15 protein-coding genes and 1 pseudogene are annotated in these 18,058 nt (G+C 66.3%); 10 read left to right on the top strand and 6 right to left on the bottom strand.

Going from position 1 to position 18,058, the window contains the following annotated elements; all coding sequences use genetic code 11:
• Positions 1-95 precede the first annotated feature (95 nt).
• A pseudogene (gdhA, locus tag J7I89_RS05950) lies at positions 96-1,433 on the top strand (NADP-specific glutamate dehydrogenase).
• Between the two features lie 36 nt (positions 1,434-1,469).
• On the opposite strand, the gene J7I89_RS05945 reads toward gdhA, so the two are convergent.
• The 3 genes from J7I89_RS05945 to J7I89_RS05935 all read right to left on the bottom strand — a co-directional run bounded on the left by J7I89_RS05945 (position 1,470) and on the right by J7I89_RS05935 (position 4,333).
• The gene (locus J7I89_RS05945) at positions 1,470-2,429 is read right to left on the bottom strand and encodes a helix-turn-helix domain-containing protein (protein WP_214968237.1); all 960 of its coding nucleotides are present in this window, start codon (positions 2,427-2,429) and stop codon (positions 1,470-1,472) included.
• 146 nt (positions 2,430-2,575) lie between these two features.
• Positions 2,576-3,673, bottom strand: coding sequence for a D-TA family PLP-dependent enzyme (locus tag J7I89_RS05940; protein ID WP_214968235.1), 1,098 nt, complete (start codon positions 3,671-3,673; stop codon positions 2,576-2,578).
• Positions 3,674-3,742: 69 nt separating this feature from the next.
• Positions 3,743-4,333, bottom strand: a complete 591-nt coding sequence (locus tag J7I89_RS05935) for a TetR/AcrR family transcriptional regulator (protein ID WP_214968233.1) — start codon at positions 4,331-4,333, stop codon at positions 3,743-3,745.
• Positions 4,334-4,454: 121 nt separating this feature from the next.
• Between J7I89_RS05935 and J7I89_RS05930 the strand changes: the two genes are divergently transcribed.
• Together J7I89_RS05930 and J7I89_RS05925 are read left to right on the top strand one after the other, a co-directional pair.
• On the top strand, positions 4,455-6,374 hold the full coding sequence (locus J7I89_RS05930; RefSeq protein ID WP_214968231.1) for a primary-amine oxidase: 1,920 nt from the start codon (positions 4,455-4,457) through the stop codon (positions 6,372-6,374).
• Positions 6,375-6,383: 9 nt separating this feature from the next.
• Positions 6,384-6,878 (top strand): hypothetical protein, encoded by a 495-nt coding sequence (locus J7I89_RS05925; protein ID WP_308159815.1) that lies wholly within the window; start codon positions 6,384-6,386, stop codon positions 6,876-6,878.
• 95 nt (positions 6,879-6,973) lie between these two features.
• Here the strand turns inward: J7I89_RS05925 and J7I89_RS05920 are convergent, their stop codons facing one another.
• Entirely contained in the window at positions 6,974-8,302 is a 1,329-nt protein-coding gene (locus J7I89_RS05920) for an MFS transporter (RefSeq protein WP_214968229.1), read from the bottom strand.
• A gap of 145 nt (positions 8,303-8,447) precedes the next feature.
• On the opposite strand from J7I89_RS05920, the gene J7I89_RS05915 reads away from it, so the two are divergent.
• From J7I89_RS05915 to J7I89_RS05905, 3 genes are all read left to right on the top strand, one after another.
• On the top strand, positions 8,448-9,284 hold the full coding sequence (locus tag J7I89_RS05915; RefSeq protein ID WP_214968227.1) for a shikimate dehydrogenase: 837 nt from the start codon (positions 8,448-8,450) through the stop codon (positions 9,282-9,284).
• A gap of 177 nt (positions 9,285-9,461) precedes the next feature.
• Positions 9,462-10,259 (top strand): IclR family transcriptional regulator C-terminal domain-containing protein, encoded by a 798-nt coding sequence (locus tag J7I89_RS05910; RefSeq protein ID WP_214968226.1) that lies wholly within the window; start codon positions 9,462-9,464, stop codon positions 10,257-10,259.
• A gap of 1 nt (position 10,260) precedes the next feature.
• Positions 10,261-11,193 (top strand): threonine/serine dehydratase, encoded by a 933-nt coding sequence (locus tag J7I89_RS05905; RefSeq protein ID WP_214968224.1) that lies wholly within the window; start codon positions 10,261-10,263, stop codon positions 11,191-11,193.
• Between the two features lie 12 nt (positions 11,194-11,205).
• On the opposite strand, the gene J7I89_RS05900 is transcribed toward J7I89_RS05905, so the two are convergent.
• Complete coding sequence (locus J7I89_RS05900; protein ID WP_214968222.1) at positions 11,206-12,570, bottom strand: LssY C-terminal domain-containing protein; 1,365 nt, start codon at positions 12,568-12,570, stop codon at positions 11,206-11,208.
• A 278-nt stretch (positions 12,571-12,848) separates the two neighbouring features.
• Positions 12,849-13,400 (bottom strand): flavin reductase family protein, encoded by a 552-nt coding sequence (locus J7I89_RS05895; RefSeq protein WP_214968221.1) that lies wholly within the window; start codon positions 13,398-13,400, stop codon positions 12,849-12,851.
• Between the two features lie 247 nt (positions 13,401-13,647).
• Between J7I89_RS05895 and pstS the strand changes: the two genes are divergently transcribed.
• From pstS to pstB, 4 genes are all read left to right on the top strand, one after another.
• Positions 13,648-14,766, top strand: a complete 1,119-nt coding sequence (gene pstS, locus J7I89_RS05890) for a phosphate ABC transporter substrate-binding protein PstS (protein WP_214968218.1) — start codon at positions 13,648-13,650, stop codon at positions 14,764-14,766.
• A 121-nt stretch (positions 14,767-14,887) separates the two neighbouring features.
• Positions 14,888-15,820 (top strand): phosphate ABC transporter permease subunit PstC, encoded by a 933-nt coding sequence (pstC, locus tag J7I89_RS05885; protein ID WP_214968217.1) that lies wholly within the window; start codon positions 14,888-14,890, stop codon positions 15,818-15,820.
• Positions 15,821-16,930, top strand: a complete 1,110-nt coding sequence (gene pstA / locus J7I89_RS05880; RefSeq protein ID WP_214968215.1) for a phosphate ABC transporter permease PstA — start codon at positions 15,821-15,823, stop codon at positions 16,928-16,930.
• A 75-nt stretch (positions 16,931-17,005) separates the two neighbouring features.
• Positions 17,006-17,785, top strand: a complete 780-nt coding sequence (gene pstB / locus J7I89_RS05875; RefSeq protein WP_214968213.1) for a phosphate ABC transporter ATP-binding protein PstB — start codon at positions 17,006-17,008, stop codon at positions 17,783-17,785.
• Positions 17,786-18,058: the final 273 nt, after the last annotated feature.

The following is an 18,058-nucleotide window of genomic DNA, read 5'->3' as shown; positions in this document are numbered from 1 at the left end:
CGCAATCCGTTGGATGGGAGCCAGGCGCACCGTGCTGCGAACGTTGCGGACAGGTGGCCGCCCCCGTAGCGGGGAAGCAAGATGAGGAGAGTTTGATGGACGCACGGCTGGAAGCTGTCCGGAACACGGTGCTGGCCAGGAACCCGGGCGAAGCCGAGTTCCATCAGGCCGTTACCGAGGTGTTCGAAAGCCTGGGTCCGGTGCACGACCGCCACCCGGAATTCCTTGAAGGCGCAGTGCTGGAGCGGCTCTGCGAGCCCGAACGGCAGATCATCTTCCGGGTCCCCTGGACGGACGATGCAGGCCGGGTGCAGATCAACCGCGGCTTCCGCGTGGAGTTCAACTCTGCGCTGGGTCCCTACAAGGGCGGCCTGCGCTTCCACCCCTCGGTGTACCTGGGGATCGTGAAGTTCCTCGGCTTCGAGCAGATCTTCAAGAACGCCCTCACCGGCATGCCGATCGGCGGCGGCAAGGGCGGCTCCGACTTCGATCCACGCGGCCGCTCGGACGCGGAGATCATGCGCTTCTGCCAGTCGTTCATGACCGAGCTGTACCGCCACATCGGCGAATACACCGATGTTCCCGCCGGTGATGTCGGCGTGGGCGGGCTGACATCGGCTACCTCTTCGGACAGTACAAGCGCATCACCAACCGCTACGAATCCGGCGTCCTGACCGGCAAGGGCTTTTCCTGGGGCGGTTCACTGGTGAGGCCGGAGGCCACGGGCTTCGGCACGGTGATCTTCACCGAGGAGATGCTGAAGACCAGGGGCGCTTCCTTTGACGGCCGGCGGGTGGTGGTTTCGGGCTCCGGCAACGTGGCCATCAAGGCCATCGCCAAAGCCCAGTCGCTCGGCGCCGCCGTGGTGGCCTGTTCCGATTCCTCCGGCTACATCGTCGATGAGGCGGGAATCGACGTCGGCCTGCTCCGGCAGATCAAGGAACTGGAACGCGGGCGGCTCAAGGACTATGCCGTTCGCCGGTCCGCCGTCGCCTACGTGGAGGGCGGCTCGGTGTGGGACGTTGATGGCGCAGTGGCCTTGCCCTGCGCCACGGAGAATGAGCTCGACGGCGATGCCGCTGCCCGGCTCGTCCTGAACGGGCTGCTCGCCGTCGGCGAGGGCGCCAACATGCCCTCCACGCGTGAGGCGGTGGCGGTGTTCCAGGACGCCGGCGTGCTGTTCGGGCCGGGCAAGGCTGCCAACGCAGGCGGCGTCGCCACCTCAGCCCTTGAAATGCAGCAGAACGCGAGCCGGGACTCCTGGAGCTTTGAGCACACGGAACAGCGGCTGACCGACATCATGGTGGGAATCCATGACCGCTGCGCAGCGACCGCGGACGAGTACGGCGCGCCGGGGTAACTACGTGGCGGGCGCGAACATCGCCGGATTCGTCAAGGTGGCCGATGCGATGCTGGCCCAGGGGCTCATCTAGGGCGGATCCAGGCCTGATCGACAACGGCAGGCGGCGTCAGGCGCCGCGCCGCCAGTCGGTGGGGGATTCGCCGAATGCTTCGCGGAAGGTGCGGCTGAAGTGGGCCGCGTCCAGGAACCCCCAGGGTGCCGCGACGGCTCCGACCGAGGTGCCGGCGTGCAGGGGGTCCCGCAGGTCGCGGCGGATATGCTCCAGCCGCTTGCTCCTGATCCAGCTGGCAACGGTCGAGCCTGATTCGTGGAACACATTGTGCAGGTGCCTGGTGGAGATGAAGTGCGCCGCCGCGATGCTGGCCGGCGAAAGGTCCGGGTCCGCCAGGTTGGCCTCGATGTACTCGCGAACCGAGGTTGCCAGCACTGCCTGGGGCTTCATCCTGTCCGGCGCCATGGCCAGTTCCGAGTGCAGCATGGTTGAGACGAGATCGAGCGCGTTCGTGGCCAGCCGCGAACCGCTGGGGCCGCTGAGGGCCTCCAGGTTCTCTGCGAGCTGCGCAATAAACGGACCCACGATGCCCGTCAGGCCAGTGCCGGCGGGCAGCCGGACCGCCGAGAGCTGCCCCACGTAGTCGGGCGGCAGTGACAGCGAGTCGTGCGGGAACATGACCACCATCATCCGGGCCTGTTCTTCAAAGGCGAGGGTGTACGGCCGGTTGGTGTCATAGATGGCAAGGTCTCCGGGCCGCAGTACCGCCTCGCGGTTGTCCTGGATGAGAAGCCCGGTACCCTCCAGCTGAAGATTGAGTTTGAAGTAGCGCTGGTCCGATTGCGCCAGCAGGGCGGGCGTGCGGTGCACCTCGTGCTGCGTCGCTGAGACCTCCACGATGCACAGGCGGTCCATTACCCGGGACCGCATTCTGCCGCGGAAAGTGCCGGCGTCGTCCGTCTCGGCGAGCAGCGGCACGAAGGACTCCGCCACGAGGTGCCGCCAGTGGTCGAACGACTCCGCCACGCTGGTTCGGACGCCCTGCCGCCCGGGGCGGGCAGTAACTGCAGACATGAATGTTCCTGACGACGGATGGCCATCTGAAGTGGGTCCCCAATACTGTGTCCTGGAACACAGTCATTTCAGGTTAGCGCCGAAGTTCCGCGGTGTCATCTTTTTTCAACACATGTCGAAAAAAGATTTCTCGGCCGGCTTAGTCGTCACCTGTTTTTTCCCCGGGCAGCCACGGCCCACCGGTCCACGAGCTCGCCGCGCCTGGTGACTGCGACGTCGTCGGCAAGGTTCACCGCGAGGCACACGTGGTTCGGGATGACGCGCAGGCGCTGCCCGATGGCCGGCATGGTCCCGTGCTCGGGCCACTCGACGGTGGCATGGTGCTCCGACAGTGCGGTGATCCGGGCATCGGGCTGGTCGAGCAGCCGTCCGAAGCCGCTTGCCCACGCCGGCCGATCGCTGCCGAGAACCTTGCTGCCGGCGTCGATGATGAAGCGTGCGGGACCGTCCGCCGGGGTTTCGTGGTGGCTGACCACTGTGGCCGCCACCGTCAGTGCGATGTCCTCGACGGCGCACCGCCCCAGCTCCAGCTGCTGGGCGTCGCCAAAGACATAGACGCCCGGACGCACCTCGGTGGCAACCGTATTCTCAGTCAGCATTGCCGTCGGGGTGGAACCGCCGCTTCGGCACGTGATGTCGAACCCTGCCGCGGCAAGGACTTCGGACGCCTGTTGCAGCGCCTGCTGCTCCTGGCGGGCAGCCTCGACCGGCATGCCGGGTGCATAACTGTGGCCCGGGAAGGTGAAGACGCCCGCGACCTTCAGCCCGGCGCGCGCCGCTGCTTGGGCGACCGGCACCACTGCCTCCGGACTGACGCCGCTCCGGTGGTGGCCGCTATCGACCTCCACGAGAACGCTCACGCTCCCCGCCTCCTTCCCCAGCCCGGCTCCCAGCATGGCCGCCCCCGCCGCGGAATCCACGCCGACGGCGATTTGTGCAGTTTCCGACAGGCGCCGAAGCCGGTCGGCTTTTTGTGGAGAAACCCAGAGCGGATAGGCGATGAACAGGTCATCGACGCCCGCAGCTGCGAACACTTCCGCTTCGCCGATGGTTGCCACAGTCAGGCCCGAGGCTCCCGCTGCGATCTGGCGGGCGGCGATCTCGGGGATCTTGTGCGTTTTGGCGTGCGGGCGCAGGCGTATGCCTTTCGCCCGGACAGCCGATGCCATGCGGTCGATGTTCCGCTCGAGTATGTCCAGGTCAACCAGGATTTCCGGCGTGTCGATTTCCTTTGGGATGGTCACAGCCGGCGTCTCCTGGTTGGTTGTCCCCGGTCGTCGCGGTCCGGGGGATGGGATCGTGAGGTCACAAGGCTAGCGGGTCAGCAGGGCCAGGAAGGCCTCGAGCTGTTCGTTCAGCCCGAGGTCGGTCTGGCCTTCCGGGGCCAGCGCTGCCCATATCTGGGCGCCGAGGAGCATGTTCAGCAGTTGGCCGGCGAGGGCGTCGTCGTCGACGGCGGTTGTGACGGCGCCGCTTTCCCTCGCCTCCGCGAGGTGCCCCAGCAATGCTGCGTGCCACTGCTCCATGGATTCCCGGTGGATGGCAGCCTTTTCGGGGTCGTTGACCGCCTTCTGCCAGAAGGGGATCACGATGCGCGCCTCGTTGATGCGCTCCTCGTCCAGCGGCAGCACTTCCACGCAGAACGCCCGCAGGGCGGCGATCCCGGTTTTGCCGGCGGTGACCGCCTCGATCCGCTCGTTGGTCCGGTTGAAAACGTGGCTGAATGCGAATGCCAGCAGCGTGTCCTTGGTGGGGAAGTACGGCTTCAGGGCTCCGTTGGCGAAGCCGGCCTCAAGCGCGATCTCCCGCATGGTGGCGCCCTCGATGCCCAGCCGGGCGATGATCCGCCAGGTCGCGTCAACCAGTTCCAGGCGACGCTCGTCATGGTCAACAATCTTTGGCACGCTGGCGCTCCCCCGGAACTTTTTTGTGTCGAACCCTTGTGATCCATCTTACGGACGCTTTATTCTCTACACCTATAGAAAATAAAATCCGACCTGCCAAGGTCCCGGACAAAAGGCCGTCATGACCCCCTCCATAACTGACACGCTTACGCCGTACCGCCTGGCAGCGGGCGCCGAAATCACCGACGTCCAGGGCATTCTTCGCGCCGGTGGACTTCTGGGCCCGGAGAAGCGGATCGCCTATCTCGGCCTGCTCGATCCGGCCCGGGACGCGGCGGCCGAAACGGAGGACCGGCGCTTCCGCGTCTTCATCCATGACGTGTCAGGCGGCCGACCCCTGGACGTCACCGTCTGCGCCACGAGCGGCGCGGTGCTTTCCGCCGTCGAACTGGACACCTCCGTGACGGGTGAACTCCCCGTTCTCGAGGAGGAGTTCGAAGTGGTCGAGGAACTCCTCGCCTCCGACGAGCGGTGGCTCAGCGCGCTCGCGGCGCGCGGGCTGGACGTCAGCAAGGTGCGCGTGGCCCCGCTGTCCGCCGGCGTCTTCGAATACCCGGAAGAGAAGGGGCGCAGGATCCTCAGGGGACTCGCGTTCGTCCAGGAGTTCCCCGCGGACAGCGCCTGGGCCCATCCGGTGGACGGGCTCGTGGCCTACGTCGACGTCGTCAGCAAGACGGTGACCCAGGTGCTGGACACCGGCGTCGTCCCGGTTCCCGCGGAACACGGCAACTACACCGATCCGGAGCTGACCGGCCCGCTCCGCACCACCCAGAAGCCCATCAGCATCACGCAGCCCGAGGGGCCCAGCTTCACCGTCACTGGCGGCAACCACGTGGAGTGGGAAAAGTGGAGCGTGGACGTCGGCTTCGATGTCCGCGAAGGCGTGGTGCTGCACAACATCGCCTTCCAGGACGGAGAGCGGAAGCGCCCCATCATCAACCGGGCATCGATTGCCGAGATGGTGGTCCCCTACGGCGATCCCTCACCCATCCGGTCGTGGCAGAACTACTTCGACACGGGGGAGTACCTCGTGGGCCAGTACGCCAACTCGCTCGAACTCGGGTGCGACTGCCTCGGCGACATCACCTACCTCAGCCCGGTCGTCAGCGACGCTTTCGGCAATCCGCGCGAAATCCGCAACGGCATCTGCATGCACGAGGAGGACTGGGGCATCCTGGCCAAGCACAGCGACCTCTGGTCCGGCGTCACCTACACCCGCCGGAACCGCCGCCTGGTGATCTCCTTTTTCACCACCATCGGCAACTACGACTACGGCTTCTACTGGTACCTGTACCTCGACGGCACCATTGAGTTCGAGGCCAAGGCCACCGGCGTGGTCTTCACCAGCGCCTACCCCGAGGGAGGTTCGGACAACATCTCGCAGCTGGCTCCCGGGCTGGGGGCGCCCTTCCACCAGCACCTTTTCAGCGCCCGGCTGGACATGGCGATCGACGGGTTCACCAACCGGGTCGAGGAAGAGGATGTTGTCCGGCAGCCGATGGGGGAGGGCAACGAAAGGGGCAACGCCTTCTCGCGGCGGCGCACCCTGCTGGCCCGCGAATCGGAAGGCGTCCGTGATGCGGACGCGCGCAACGGCCGGACCTGGATCATCTCCAACCCGGACTCACGCAACAGGCTCGGCGAGCCTGTTGGCTACAAGCTTCACGCCCAGGGCCAGCCCACGCTGCTGGCAGATCCGGGGTCCTCCATCGCGCAGCGGGCGGCCTTCGCCACGAAGGACCTGTGGGTCACCCGTTTCGCGGAAGACGAGCGCTACCCCACCGGGGACTTCGTGAACCAGCATGCCGGGGGAGCGGGCCTGCCGGCCTACGTAGCCCAGGACCGGGACATCGACGGGCAGGACATTGTTGTCTGGCACACCTTCGGCCTCACCCACTTCCCTCGGACCGAGGACTGGCCCATCATGCCGGTCGACACTGTCGGCTTCAAGCTGCGCCCCGAGGGATTCTTTGACCGCAGCCCCGTACTCGATGTGCCTGCCGGTCCGCAGCCGGCCGCCGGCGGACATTGCTACGGCTAGGCTGACGCCGTGACAGCCCTTCGGGGATGGGGCCGCGCCGCCGGCCCCATCCTCCGCCCTCGCCCCCTTGTTCACTCGCGAGTTGTCCACTCCCGCGTTGTCGCCGCTGCGACGGCTGCATCCTGCCTGGTGCACTTGTGGCTCGTGGCGGGAAGCCACCACGGGCTGTGGCTGAATTTGCTGATGCTGGCCATGGTGGGAGTCTGCCTGCCCTGCGCTGTCCACATCTGGCGCGATGGAAGGGCTGGTTCCCTGCGTCAGGTGATGGCATGCGGGCTGGCCATGGCGGTGCTGCACGCCGCCCTGCTCCTGGGTGGTGATGCTGCCGGTAGCGGGGCGGCCGGCCATAGTCACGGGGCGGCTGCCCTGCCGGCAGCAGGGGCGGCCGGATCCGCGGACGGTTCTGCCGCTGGCGGGTTGCTGGCCATCGTCGCCATGGAAATTACGACGGCGCTGCTCGCCGCCACGCTGCTCGCCCGCCTTCGCCGTCGGGTCATCGCTTGAGGCATCCCAGTGACGGAACGCATAGATGGCTAAACCCATTAAATGACTGAGCCTGTCGAGACACCGGGTCTCGACAGGCTCAGTCTGTTAATGCGTCAGCGGACCGGATTGCCCAGTTGGCGCAGCGGGGTCTTGCTGGTCTCGCGGGCCCAGAATGCGCCGGCGACGGCCAGGAGTGAGGAAGCAGCCACGATCCAGGCGGCGGGGCCCCAGTTTGCCTTGTCCGCTCCCACGAGTGCTGTGCCGAGCAGCGGGGTGAAGCCGGCGCACAGGATGCCGACCTGCAGGCCGATGGCCATGCCGGAATAGCGGACCTTGACGTTGAACAGCTCCGAGAACCAGGCCGGGTAGATCGCATTGGACATGGCGTACGTGCCGGCAGTGATCAGCGTGCTGGTCAGGAAGATCATCGGAATATTGGCGGTGGAGATGACCGAGAAGTACACGAAGATCATTACGCCTGAGCCCAGGACCCCGGCGATGAAGACGGGGCGGCGGCCGTACTTGTCAGAGAGCCAGGCCATGGCCGGCTGGGTTGCCACGGCTACCACGTTGCCCAGGATACTCACCCACAGCATGGTGGAGGCGGGGACGCCGACGGAGACTGCGTAAGCCAAGCCGAAGGACTGCATGAACGTATTGGTGACGGTCTCGAAGGACATCAGGGCCACCTGGAAGAACTGGGCAGGGTGGGTCTTGAACATCTTGGCGAAGGGGAGCTTCACCAGCTCGCCGTGATCGTGCTTCTCCTCGAACACTTCCGGTTCTTCCAGCGAGCGCCGGACCAGGTAGGCGACGACCAGCACTATGAGCGAGAGCCAGAACGGAATGCGCCAGCCCCAGGCGAGGCGGTCGGCTTCGCTCATGGCGGCCACCGGCAGGAAGGCCAGCGAGGCCAGCACGATGCCGAAGGAAATGCCGCCCATCGCGAAGCTGGCGAAGAATCCGCGCCGTCCTTCGGGGGCTTCCTCGGTGGACAGGGCCGAAGCGCCTGCCGTTTCCGCCCCGGCGGAGAGGCCCTGCATAAGGCGCAGGAGCACCAGGAGGGCAGGTGCCCAGTAGCCGGCGCTGTTGAAGTCGGGCAGCGCGCCGATGAGGAATGTAGCCGAACCCATCAGGACCAGGGTCAGCACCAGGGTGTTCTTGCGGCCGATCTTGTCGCCCAGGTGGCCAAAGACCACGGCGCCGAAGGGGCGTGCCACGTACGCTACGCCGAAGGTGGCGAAGGAGGCGATCAATGCGACCGTCGGGTCTCCGGCCGGGAAGAAGATCTTGGAAAAGACCAGCGAGGCTGCGGTGGCGTAGATGAAGAAGTCGTAGTACTCAAGGGCCCCTCCCAGGAAAGCGGCAAGCGACGCCTTCTTCGCCCTCTTCAGCTGGCGCTGCTCCGCTCCGACGCTGGCGCCCGTTGCTGTGTTTGTCATGGTGCTGGTCCTTCCGCACTGAAAGACGGTTACTGGTGGTTTTGAATTTGTGCGCATTCCGAACAGCTGTGCGGTATGCGATTATTGAATAGCTTACCGCAGAGTGAGGTGCCTCACAACGCCTCCCTAACTGAAAGGCGTCATCATGGAAGACCCAACGCCCGGACACCGGCTGTTCCTCATTGGTTCGGAAGCTTCGGCGGCAATGTCGCCGGCCCTGTGGAACCCGGTGTTCAGTGGGCTCGGCAGCAGCTGGACGTATGAGGCGTGGGACGTGCCGGCCGGGCAGGACATGGCCGGCGTCCGCGCCGCCTTGCTGGAAACCGACGTCGTGGCCGCCAACGTCACCATGCCCCATAAGCAATGGGCCGCCCGGACGGCTGACACCGTCACCGGGCAGGTCCGGCTCAGCGGAGCCGCCAATCTGCTGGTCCGGCGTGACCGGACGCTCAGCGCACACAACACGGACATAACCGCCGTCGCCGGGCTCCTCGGCAACCGCCGCCAGCGGCACGCGCTCATGCTGGGGGCGGGCGGAGCCGCACGGGCGGCGCTGATCGCGCTGAAGGGACTGACGGGCAAGGTCACCGTGACCGACAGGGATCCGCAGGCGTCCCGGCAGTTGCTGTACCTCGCCGACAGCCTGGACATGGATGCCAGCTCGGTGACCTGGGCGGAGGCCCAGGCTCAGGCGCCCCGGGCCTCGGTGATTGTGAACGCCACGCCCATCGGCAAGGGAAGTGACGATGAACCGGCGTGGGGGCAGGCGAAACTGTCCCCGGACGCGTTTGTCTACGACTTCGTCTACGCGGGGCACGTGACCGCCACCATCGCCAGCGCGAAAGCGCAAGGCGTGGAGTGCGCTGACGGCTGGGACCACCTGCGCGCCCAGGCGGCCGCCATGGTTCCCATCCTTGGCCTGGCGCCGGAGACCGGAACCCTGCTGGGCCAGGCACTCACAGCCATCCAGGCGAAAATCTGACGTCGTCGGACTTCGCCAAGCGCATTCGCGAGGCGACTCCGCCAGCCGCCTCCGCCAGGAGGCCATGCCTCCCCGCCGCGGGTCGGCGTCGTGCTTTATCCGGATATGATCGAAATAAGCCGGCAGCCGAGCGCGTGCGGGCGCCGAGGGTCAGCTTCAGGGAGGGCAAACGATTCCATGGCGGAACAACCCGCGTACTTCGTGAAGTCGGTGGAGAAGGCCTTTGACGTGCTGCGCGCCTTCGCCCCGGACGAGCCCCGGCTGACCGTCTCCCAGGTCGCCGCGAAGTCCGACATGACCAGGGCCTCCGCCCGGCGGTTCCTGCTGACGCTGACTGACCTGGGCTACCTCCGCGCCGACGGCCCGCACTTCGAACTGACTCCACGGTCGCTGGACATCGGGCAGTCGTTCCTGGCCAACCTGGCGCTCCCGAAGATTGCGGAGCGGCACCTCAAGTCACTGGCCGCAGAGCTCAACGAAACAACGTCCCTGTGCATCCTTGACGGCACCGATGTGGTCTACGTTGCCTGTGTCCCGTCGCCCAGGCTCCTGAGCGTATCCATCAGCGTGGGCACGAGGTTCCCTGCATGGGCCACCTCCATGGGGCGCGTGCTGCTGGGTGCGTTGTCCGACGCCGAACTGAAGACTTACTTCAACTCTGTCCAGCTGCAGCGGTTCACCGAGCGCTCGATCGGTACGCTGGAGCAGCTGCAAGCCCAAGTGGAACTTGCCCGCGACAAGGGGTGGTCCATGGTTTCGCAGGAACTCGAGGAAGGCCTCCGGGGTGTGGCCGTTCCGGTCTGGCGCGGCACCGACGTTGTCGCGGCAGTCAACGTCTCCCTGCAGACGCACCGGGCACCGGCGGAGGCCATCGAAAAAACGGTGGTGCCGCTCCTGCAGGACGCCGCGCGGGAGATCGGCCATGACTACGGCGGCCGTGCCGCCGAACCACACAACACCGCCACCCGGAGATGAAATGATCACGCGAGCCGACGTCGATGAAGCCGCTGCCAGGATTGCCGGGCTGGTGCGCCGCACCCCGGTGATTGCAGCGGACCAGGGGAGCTTTCCCGGGAACGTGTGGCTGAAGTGCGAGTTCATGCAGCACACCGGGACGTTCAAGGCGCGAGGTGCGTTCAACCGGGTGCTTGCCTGCCGTGAACGCGGCGAGCTGAAGGAGGACGTCGGAATCGTGGTGGCCTCCGGCGGCAATGCCGGCCTCGCCAACGCCTATGCCGCTGCGCAGGCCGGAGTGCCTGCCGCCGTCTTCGTCCCGGAGAACGCCCCCGCCATGAAGGTGAAGAAGCTCAAGGAATCCGGGGCCTCCGTCATCCAGCGCGGCGCCGAATACGCCGTCGCCTACGAAGCCGCCATCGCATATGCAGCCGAAACCGGAGCCGTGTACTGCCACGCCTACGACCAGCCGGAGATCGCCGCGGGTGCCGGCACGGTTGGTTCGGAACTCCTGGAACAGCTGGGCGCCGTGGACACCGTGCTGGTGGCTGTGGGCGGCGGGGGCCTGATGGCCGGGATCGCGGCCGCCGTCGAAGGCCTGGCCACTGTGGTGGGCGTGGAGCCCGACACCGCCCCCACGCTCCATGCTGCCCTCGAGGCGGGAGCCCCTGTGGACGTGGCCGTCGCCGGGGTCGCGGCGGACTCCCTGGGGGCGCGGCGGATCGGACAGATCGGCTTTGAAGTGGCGGTCAGGACTGGTGTGAAGAGCGTGCTGGTGTCCGACGACGAGATCGTCGCCGCGCGCTCGCTGCTGTGGGCCGAGTACCGGATGGTCGTGGAGCACGGTGCCGCGGCCGCCTATGCCGCGCTGACCTCGGGGGCGTACGTTCCGGCGGAGGGCGAACGCGTTGCCGTCATCCTGTGCGGCGCCAACACGGACCCCTCCACCGTCTGACTGTCCAGCCCGTCAGATGGCGGCGCGCCCGCCGGGGCGGCCCGAGATCCGCTTCGGCTCCTTGCGGTCGCGCCGGGCATACACGCGCGACCGCTGGCTCGAAAGGGCGAGGATGAGCAGGATGTCCAGCGTGAGGCCGGGGAGGTTGGTCTGCAGCGTGATCCCGGGACCGCCGCGGGCCACGTCAATGACCTGAAGGCCGATCGCCACAGTGCTCACGGCCATCGTCAGAGTCCTCGCCCAGTTGCGGCCCAGGAAAACCAGCCAGGCGAGCAGTAGTTCCGCGAGGGCGAAGAGGACCACCACCGCCAGGCCAAAGTACAGAACGAGCTGGGCCTGCACCAAGGTCAGCCCGGGGTCGGCACCCGCGCCTGCACCGGGCTGTAGGAGCGGCCCCAGGTGCTCGTCGGGGAAGAGCGCGATGGACATGGCCAGAGCCGCTGCGGCCACTGCACGTCCGGCGACGAGGGCCGCGCCGATGATGGTGGGTGCGGGGCGCCTGTTCCGGCTGTCGCTCGGGAGGCGGGGAGCGGCGCCGCCGGGACCCGGCGTTCCGCGGAGGTCGACGCTGGGGAGGTCGCCGTCCGTCGCGATCTCATCGCCCCCGCCGTTCCGCGTGTGGTAGCCGGTGGAGAAGTCCCGGACCACCCTGACGGCAGCGGACGGCTCGGCGTCGGAAATGGTCTTGACGATGTGGTCCCGCTCATCGTCCGTGTGCTCGTCGATCTTGTGGGTGATCTGGAGGGTGAACAGGGAGAAACCGACGCTGCGGTCGTACGTGCCGGCGGCGAGCCAGTCCACTGCCAGCCCGCCGGGCAGCAGCCACGCGGGAGGGCAGTGCCAGAAACGGACATGGTGTCGCTTGCCGGGACTTGCGTCCACTTCCTGCTGGTAGGCGAAGTCCTGCTGCCGACCGAACAGGAAAAGCGGGCTGACCGGGGCCTCGAGGTAGCTGCGGCGCAGGAGGGTGGAAGTGACGATTCTCCAGCTGCTGGCCAGCGTCACGTCGTCGGCGATGGTCCACCCCGCGCGGCGCATCACCTGGTGCAGCTGCGCTTCGGTGCCGAGCAGGGCGACGTTCACGGGGTCGCCCAGCAGGCCGTCGCTGGTGCGGGCCCGCCCGATGAAGTAATCGGGCACATAGATACGGGTCAGGATCGAATGGAGCCTTGGCAGGACGAGGTAGGCGAGCATGGCCCAGAAGATGAAGGTGAACCAGATCTGGCCCCAGCCCCACTGGAAGCTGAGCTCAAGGAGAAGGTACGTCAACCAGACGGCGGCGACACCACCGACGAGGAAGAAGACCCGGTCCCATGCGGTATCCAATGCTGTACGTGCTATGCCGGTGACGGGTACCCTCACCGAAGGCCTGGCCATGACCAAGATAATACTGGAACCGGTGCGTGACACCGTGGGTGCAGTGATGCGAACTGATACTCAATGTGATCCCCCCCGAGAATCGTGTGGTCAGTCCAGCGGGAGCGTGACGGTGACGCAGGTCCCCTGGCTGAGCGATGATTCAACTGCCCCAAGGGTGAACCCGCGAAATCAGGGACTCCACTAGGTTGGCGCAATTTTGGCTCAAATTCCGGGATCTTCTCAGGCGAGCCTGAACAAGTTCCCGGCTGCGACTAATCGCAGCCGACGCGGCGGGCTTACGGGGCCAGCCTGCGGAACTCCGAACCGAAGTGCAGCAGCGGGTCCGGGGCCTCCGATGTTGAAGCCTCGGTGCCCATCGCGAGCACCTCTCCGACAACGAGCAGGTGGGTGGCGGCAGGATGAACGGATACCGTTCGCAGCTCAAAGTAGGCGAGCGACCCCTCGATAATGGCCGCTCCCGTGGCCGGACCGCGCCGGTACGGAACCTGCGCGAGCATCCCGTGCAGCGGGATCCCGGGGCTGGCCAGCCAGTTTGCCGTCCCCTGGTGCTCGCCGGACAGCAGGCTCAGCGCCCATGTGCCTGCTTCTGCGACCGCCTCGCCGATGCGCGATTCCGCATAGAGGCTGACCAGCAGTGTCGGCGGATCATAGGAAACTGAGAGAAATGCGCTGACGGTCGCGGCATAATCCCGGTTGCGCAGCACCGTGGAAACCACGGCCACTCCGGCGGCGATGTCGCTGCTGAGCCTGCGGTAGAGATCGATGTCAGCGTCCGACGGCGGCCCCTCGCCAAGGCGGTGGGCGTCCAGGTTCCCGGGTGTCTCCATGGAGCCCATCCTGCCACGCAGCAGTGCGCGTGAACGCGGCCCCCTACGACTGTGACGTACCTAACGCAATGGTGACCCTGCATGTGTAAGCCAATGTCCCGCCGTCGTTAACCTTCCGTTCATCTTGGACCCCAACACTCGTTACCTGCGGCCCATAACTTCAATGAAGGTACAAAAAGTACGCAGCTCCCTGTCCGGACGTCTCCGGTTCGGATCGCATCAGAAAACCCTGGAAGGGGTACATCCAGTGAAGGCACTCCGCTTCGGCCGCCACGCGGCTATCGCTGTCATCGCCGTTGGCGCACTCGCGCTCACCGCGTGCGGTTCAGACAACGCCACGAACTCTCCCGCGGGCACGCAGTCCGCTGCCGGCCCCAAGGTCACCGGAACCCTGACCGGCATCGGCTCCTCTGCGCAGGGCGCAGCCATGGACGTCTGGAAGACCAACTTCGCGGCCGCAAACCAGGGCGCCACCGTGCAGTACTCCCCGGACGGTTCCGGCGCCGGCCGCAAGGCCATCATCGACGGCTCGGCTCAGTTCGCCGGTTCCGACGCCTACCTGAAGGACGAGGAACTCGCAGCCTCCAAGGCTCAGTGCGGCCCCGAGGGCGCAATCGACATCCCGGTCTACATCTCCCCGATCGCCATCGCGTTCAACGTTCCCGATGTCATGGACCTGAAGCTGGACGCCACCACGGCCGCCAAACTCTTCCGCGGCGAGATCGCCAAGTGGAACGACCCCGCCATTGCCGCCCTGAACCCGGATGTCAAGCTTCCGGACCTCAAGGTCACCCCGGTCAGCCGCTCTGACGATTCCGGCACCACCAAGAACTTCACCGAATACCTCTCCGCCGCGGCGCCTGACGTCTGGAAGGACAAGGCCGAGGGCATCTGGCCCGCTTCGCTGAAGGGCGAGAACGCCAAGGGCACGTCCGGCGTCGTCAAGACCGTCACCGACACCCCCGGTGCCGTGACCTACGCCGATGACTCCGCCGTGGGCGGCAAGCTGGGCACCGCCCAGATCAAGGTCGGCTCCGAGTTCGTCAAGATCTCGCCCGAGGCCGCTGCCAAGGCCGTTGACGCCGGCAAGGCCGTCGAAGGCCGCGCCGCGAACGACGCTGCCGTCAAGCTGGACCGCACCACCACCGAGTCCGGCGCCTACCCCGTCGTCCTGGTTTCCTACCACGTGGTCTGCACCACCTACCCCAAGCAGGAGACCGTTGACCTGATCAAGGCCTTCGAGAAGTACGTAGTCTCCGAAGAGGGCCAGAAGGCTGCCGCTGAGTCCGCCAAGTCGGCTCCGCTGTCCTCCACCCTGGCTGAGAAGGCTGCCAAGGCCATCGAGACCATCAAGGTCAAGTCGTAAGGTTTGAACTGAACGCCGAAGTTCCCCGCCCAGCCGCAAGGCAGGGCGGGGAACTTAGGCGTGTCAAACGCAGTTTCACCAAGTTCCATACCTCCGCAACACCAACACCGAAGGGCCAGGTATGACCACCACCTCCCTGACAAGTTCCCGAGGCGCAGGCCGCGCCGGGGATAAAGTCTTCTCCGGAGCAACCCTGGCAGCAGGGTGCCTGATCCTTGCCGTGCTGTTCGGCGTTGCGCTCTTCCTGGTCATCCAGGCAATTCCTGCTTTTACGGCCCCGGCCGCAGACATCCAGGGCGGCAAGGGTTTCTTCGCCTACATCTGGCCGATCGTCGTGGGCACGCTGATCGCCGCCATCATCGCGCTGGTCATCGCCACCCCGATCGCCATCGGCGTCGCCCTCTTCATCTCGCACTACGCGCCGCGCAAGCTGGCATCGGGCCTCGGCTACGTGGTCGATCTGCTGGCCGCCATCCCGTCCGTCATCTACGGCGCCTGGGGCGCCGCCTTCCTGGCCAAGGAAATCGCACCGGCCTACGACTGGCTTGCGACCAACATGGGCTGGCTGCCCATTTTCCACGGTCCTGCGTCGGCCACGGGCAAGACCATCCTGACCGCCGGCATTGTGCTGTCCGTCATGGTGCTCCCGATCATCACGTCGCTGTCCCGCGAGATCTTCCTCCAGACCCCCAAGCTGCACGAGGAAGCCGCCCTGGCGCTCGGTGCCACCCGCTGGGAAATGATCAAGATGGCCGTGCTGCCCTTCGCCCGCCCGGGCATCATCAGCGCCGTCATGCTGGGCCTCGGCCGGGCGCTCGGCGAAACCATGGCCGTTGCGCTGGTCCTGTCTTCTGGCGCCCTCACCGCCAGCCTGATCCAGTCGGGCAACCAGACCATCGCCGCCGAGATCGCCCTGAACTTCCCTGAGGCGAGCGGCCTGAAGGTGAGCACGCTGATCGCCGCCGGCCTGGTCCTGTTCGTGATAACCCTGGCCGTCAACATGGTTGCACGCTGGATCATCAGCCGGCACAAAGAATTCTCGGGAGCCAACTAAATGACCTCCACCCTGACCCCGGCCCGCAAAAGGTCGGCACTGACCAAAGGCCAGCTGCCCAAGTTTGCCCCGTACGTGGTCCTCGCCGTGGCGCTGGTTCTCGGCGCGGCCATCCTCGCGCTGATCGGCTTCAACGCCTTCGGCTGGGGCATCGTCTCCGCCATCCTCTTCGCCGCCGGACTGGTGGGCTGGAGCGCCGCCGTCGAAGGTTCACGAAAGGCCAAGGACAAGCTGGCCACCTGCCTGGTGGTGGGATCCTTCCTCGTCGCGCTCCTGCCGCTCATCTCCGTAATCTGGACCGTCCTGGTCAACGGCATTCCGGGCATCATCACGCCAGGGTTCCTGGGGACGTCCATGAACGGCGTCACCGGCGTCTATGACAACAGGGCCGCCGAAGGAGGCGGACCCGTCCTCGGCGGCATCTACCACGCGCTCCTCGGTACGGTCCAGATCACCCTGCTGGCCACGGTCATCTCCGTGCCGGTGGGCCTGCTGACAGCGATCTACCTCGTCGAATACGGCAACGACCGCCCGCTGGCCCGTGCCATCACATTCTTCGTGGACGTCATGACCGGCATCCCGTCCATCGTGGCCGGCCTTTTTGCCGCCGCTTTCTTCTTCGCGGTGGTGGGGCCCGGCACCAAAACCGGCGCCGTCGCCGCCGTCGCGCTTTCCGTGCTGATGATCCCGGTGGTGGTCCGCTCCAGCGAGGAAATGCTCAAGATCGTCCCCAACGAACTCCGCGAGGCGGCCTACGCCCTGGGCGTCCGCAAGTGGCGCACCATCCTCAAGGTGGTCATTCCGACGGCGATCTCCGGCATCGCGTCCGGCGTCACCCTGGCGATCGCCCGGGTGATCGGCGAGACAGCACCCATCCTGGTGACCGCGGGATTCGCCACGAGCATCAACAACAACGTGTTCGGCGGCTGGATGGCCTCCCTGCCCACGTTCATTTACACGCAGATTTTGAACCCGACCTCGCCGTCCAACCCGGACCCGTCCTCGCAGCGGGCCTGGGGCGCCGCCCTGGTCCTCATCATCCTGGTGATGCTCCTGAACCTCGGGGCCCGCCTGATTGCCAGGGTTTTCGCCCCGAAGACCGGACGCTAGGCAGGTCACCGGCCGTTCCGGAACGGACGGCCGGGATCTAGACTTCAATCCATACCAGCAAGTTAAAGGAACATCATGTCCAAGCGCATCGACGTCAAAGACCTGAACGTCTACTACGGCAACTTCCTGGCCGTCGAAGACGTCAGCATTAACATCGAGGCCAAGTCCGTCACAGCGTTCATCGGCCCCTCCGGCTGCGGCAAGTCCACCTTCCTGCGGACCATCAACCGCATGCACGAGGTCCTGCCGGGCGCCCGCGTCGAGGGTGAAGTGCTTCTCGACGGCGACAACCTGTACGGACCCGGCGTGGACCCCGTCACGGTCCGCTCCCAGATCGGCATGGTCTTCCAGCGGCCCAACCCGTTCCCCACCATGTCCATCCGGGACAACGTGCTGGCCGGCGTGAAGCTGAACAACCAGAAGATCTCCAAGGGCGAGGCCGATGCCCTCGTGGAACGCTCGCTCCAGGGCGCCAACCTCTGGAACGAGGTCAAGGACCGCCTGGAAAAGCCCGGCTCCGGCCTCTCCGGCGGCCAGCAACAGCGGCTCTGCATCGCCCGTGCCATTGCCGTGGAACCGCAGGTGATCCTCATGGATGAGCCTTGCTCCGCGCTGGACCCGATCTCCACCCTGGCCATCGAGGATCTGATCAACGAACTCAAGGATCAGTACACGGTGGTGATCGTGACGCACAACATGCAGCAGGCTGCGCGTGTTTCGGACAGGACGGCCTTCTTCAACATCGCCGGCACCGGCAAGCCCGGCAAACTGATCGAAGTCGGCAACACCCACACCATCTTCAGCAACCCGACGCAGAAGGCCACGGAAGACTACGTCTCCGGCCGCTTCGGGTAGTCCCCACCACCGCCCTAGCCTCGCAAGCTCGGCCAGGGAACCCTGGCGGCGTGGGCCCACCCACCACCGCCCTAGCCTCGCAAGCTCGGCCAGGGAACCCTGGCGGCGTGGGCCCACCCACCACCGCCCTAGCCTCGCAAGCTCGGCCAGGGAACCCTGGCGGCGTGGGCCCACCCACCACCGCCCTAGCCTCGCAAGCTCGGCCAGGGAACCCTGGCGGCGTGGGCCCAACCGCCGTCGATTGCTCCGCAACGGCCCTTCTGAGCGCTCAGA

Source organism: Arthrobacter sp. ISL-5, assembly GCF_018613835.1.
Lineage (GTDB): Bacteria > Actinomycetota > Actinomycetes > Actinomycetales > Micrococcaceae > Arthrobacter.
The sequence above is the reverse complement of the archived record's forward strand: the minus strand, read 5'-3'. Positions and strand labels throughout refer to the sequence as shown.

Bases quoted from the DNA above. Each gene is read 5' to 3' on its own strand.
- J7I89_RS05905 (WP_214968224.1), top strand. From the start codon at position 10,261: ATGATCACGCGAGCCGACGTCGATGAAGCCGCTGCCAGGATTGCCGGG.
- J7I89_RS05910 (WP_214968226.1), top strand. From the start codon at position 9,462: ATGGCGGAACAACCCGCGTACTTCGTGAAGTCGGTGGAGAAGGCCTTT.
- J7I89_RS05945 (WP_214968237.1), bottom strand. From the start codon at position 2,429: ATGTCTGCAGTTACTGCCCGCCCCGGGCGGCAGGGCGTCCGAACCAGC.
- pstC (WP_214968217.1), top strand. From the start codon at position 14,888: ATGACCACCACCTCCCTGACAAGTTCCCGAGGCGCAGGCCGCGCCGGG.
- J7I89_RS05920 (WP_214968229.1), bottom strand. From the start codon at position 8,302: ATGACAAACACAGCAACGGGCGCCAGCGTCGGAGCGGAGCAGCGCCAG.
- J7I89_RS05930 (WP_214968231.1), top strand. From the start codon at position 4,455: ATGACCCCCTCCATAACTGACACGCTTACGCCGTACCGCCTGGCAGCG.
- J7I89_RS05915 (WP_214968227.1), top strand. From the start codon at position 8,448: ATGGAAGACCCAACGCCCGGACACCGGCTGTTCCTCATTGGTTCGGAA.
- J7I89_RS05895 (WP_214968221.1), bottom strand. From the start codon at position 13,400: ATGGAGACACCCGGGAACCTGGACGCCCACCGCCTTGGCGAGGGGCCG.
- pstA (WP_214968215.1), top strand. From the start codon at position 15,821: ATGACCTCCACCCTGACCCCGGCCCGCAAAAGGTCGGCACTGACCAAA.
- J7I89_RS05900 (WP_214968222.1), bottom strand. From the start codon at position 12,570: ATGGCCAGGCCTTCGGTGAGGGTACCCGTCACCGGCATAGCACGTACA.
- pstB (WP_214968213.1), top strand. From the start codon at position 17,006: ATGTCCAAGCGCATCGACGTCAAAGACCTGAACGTCTACTACGGCAAC.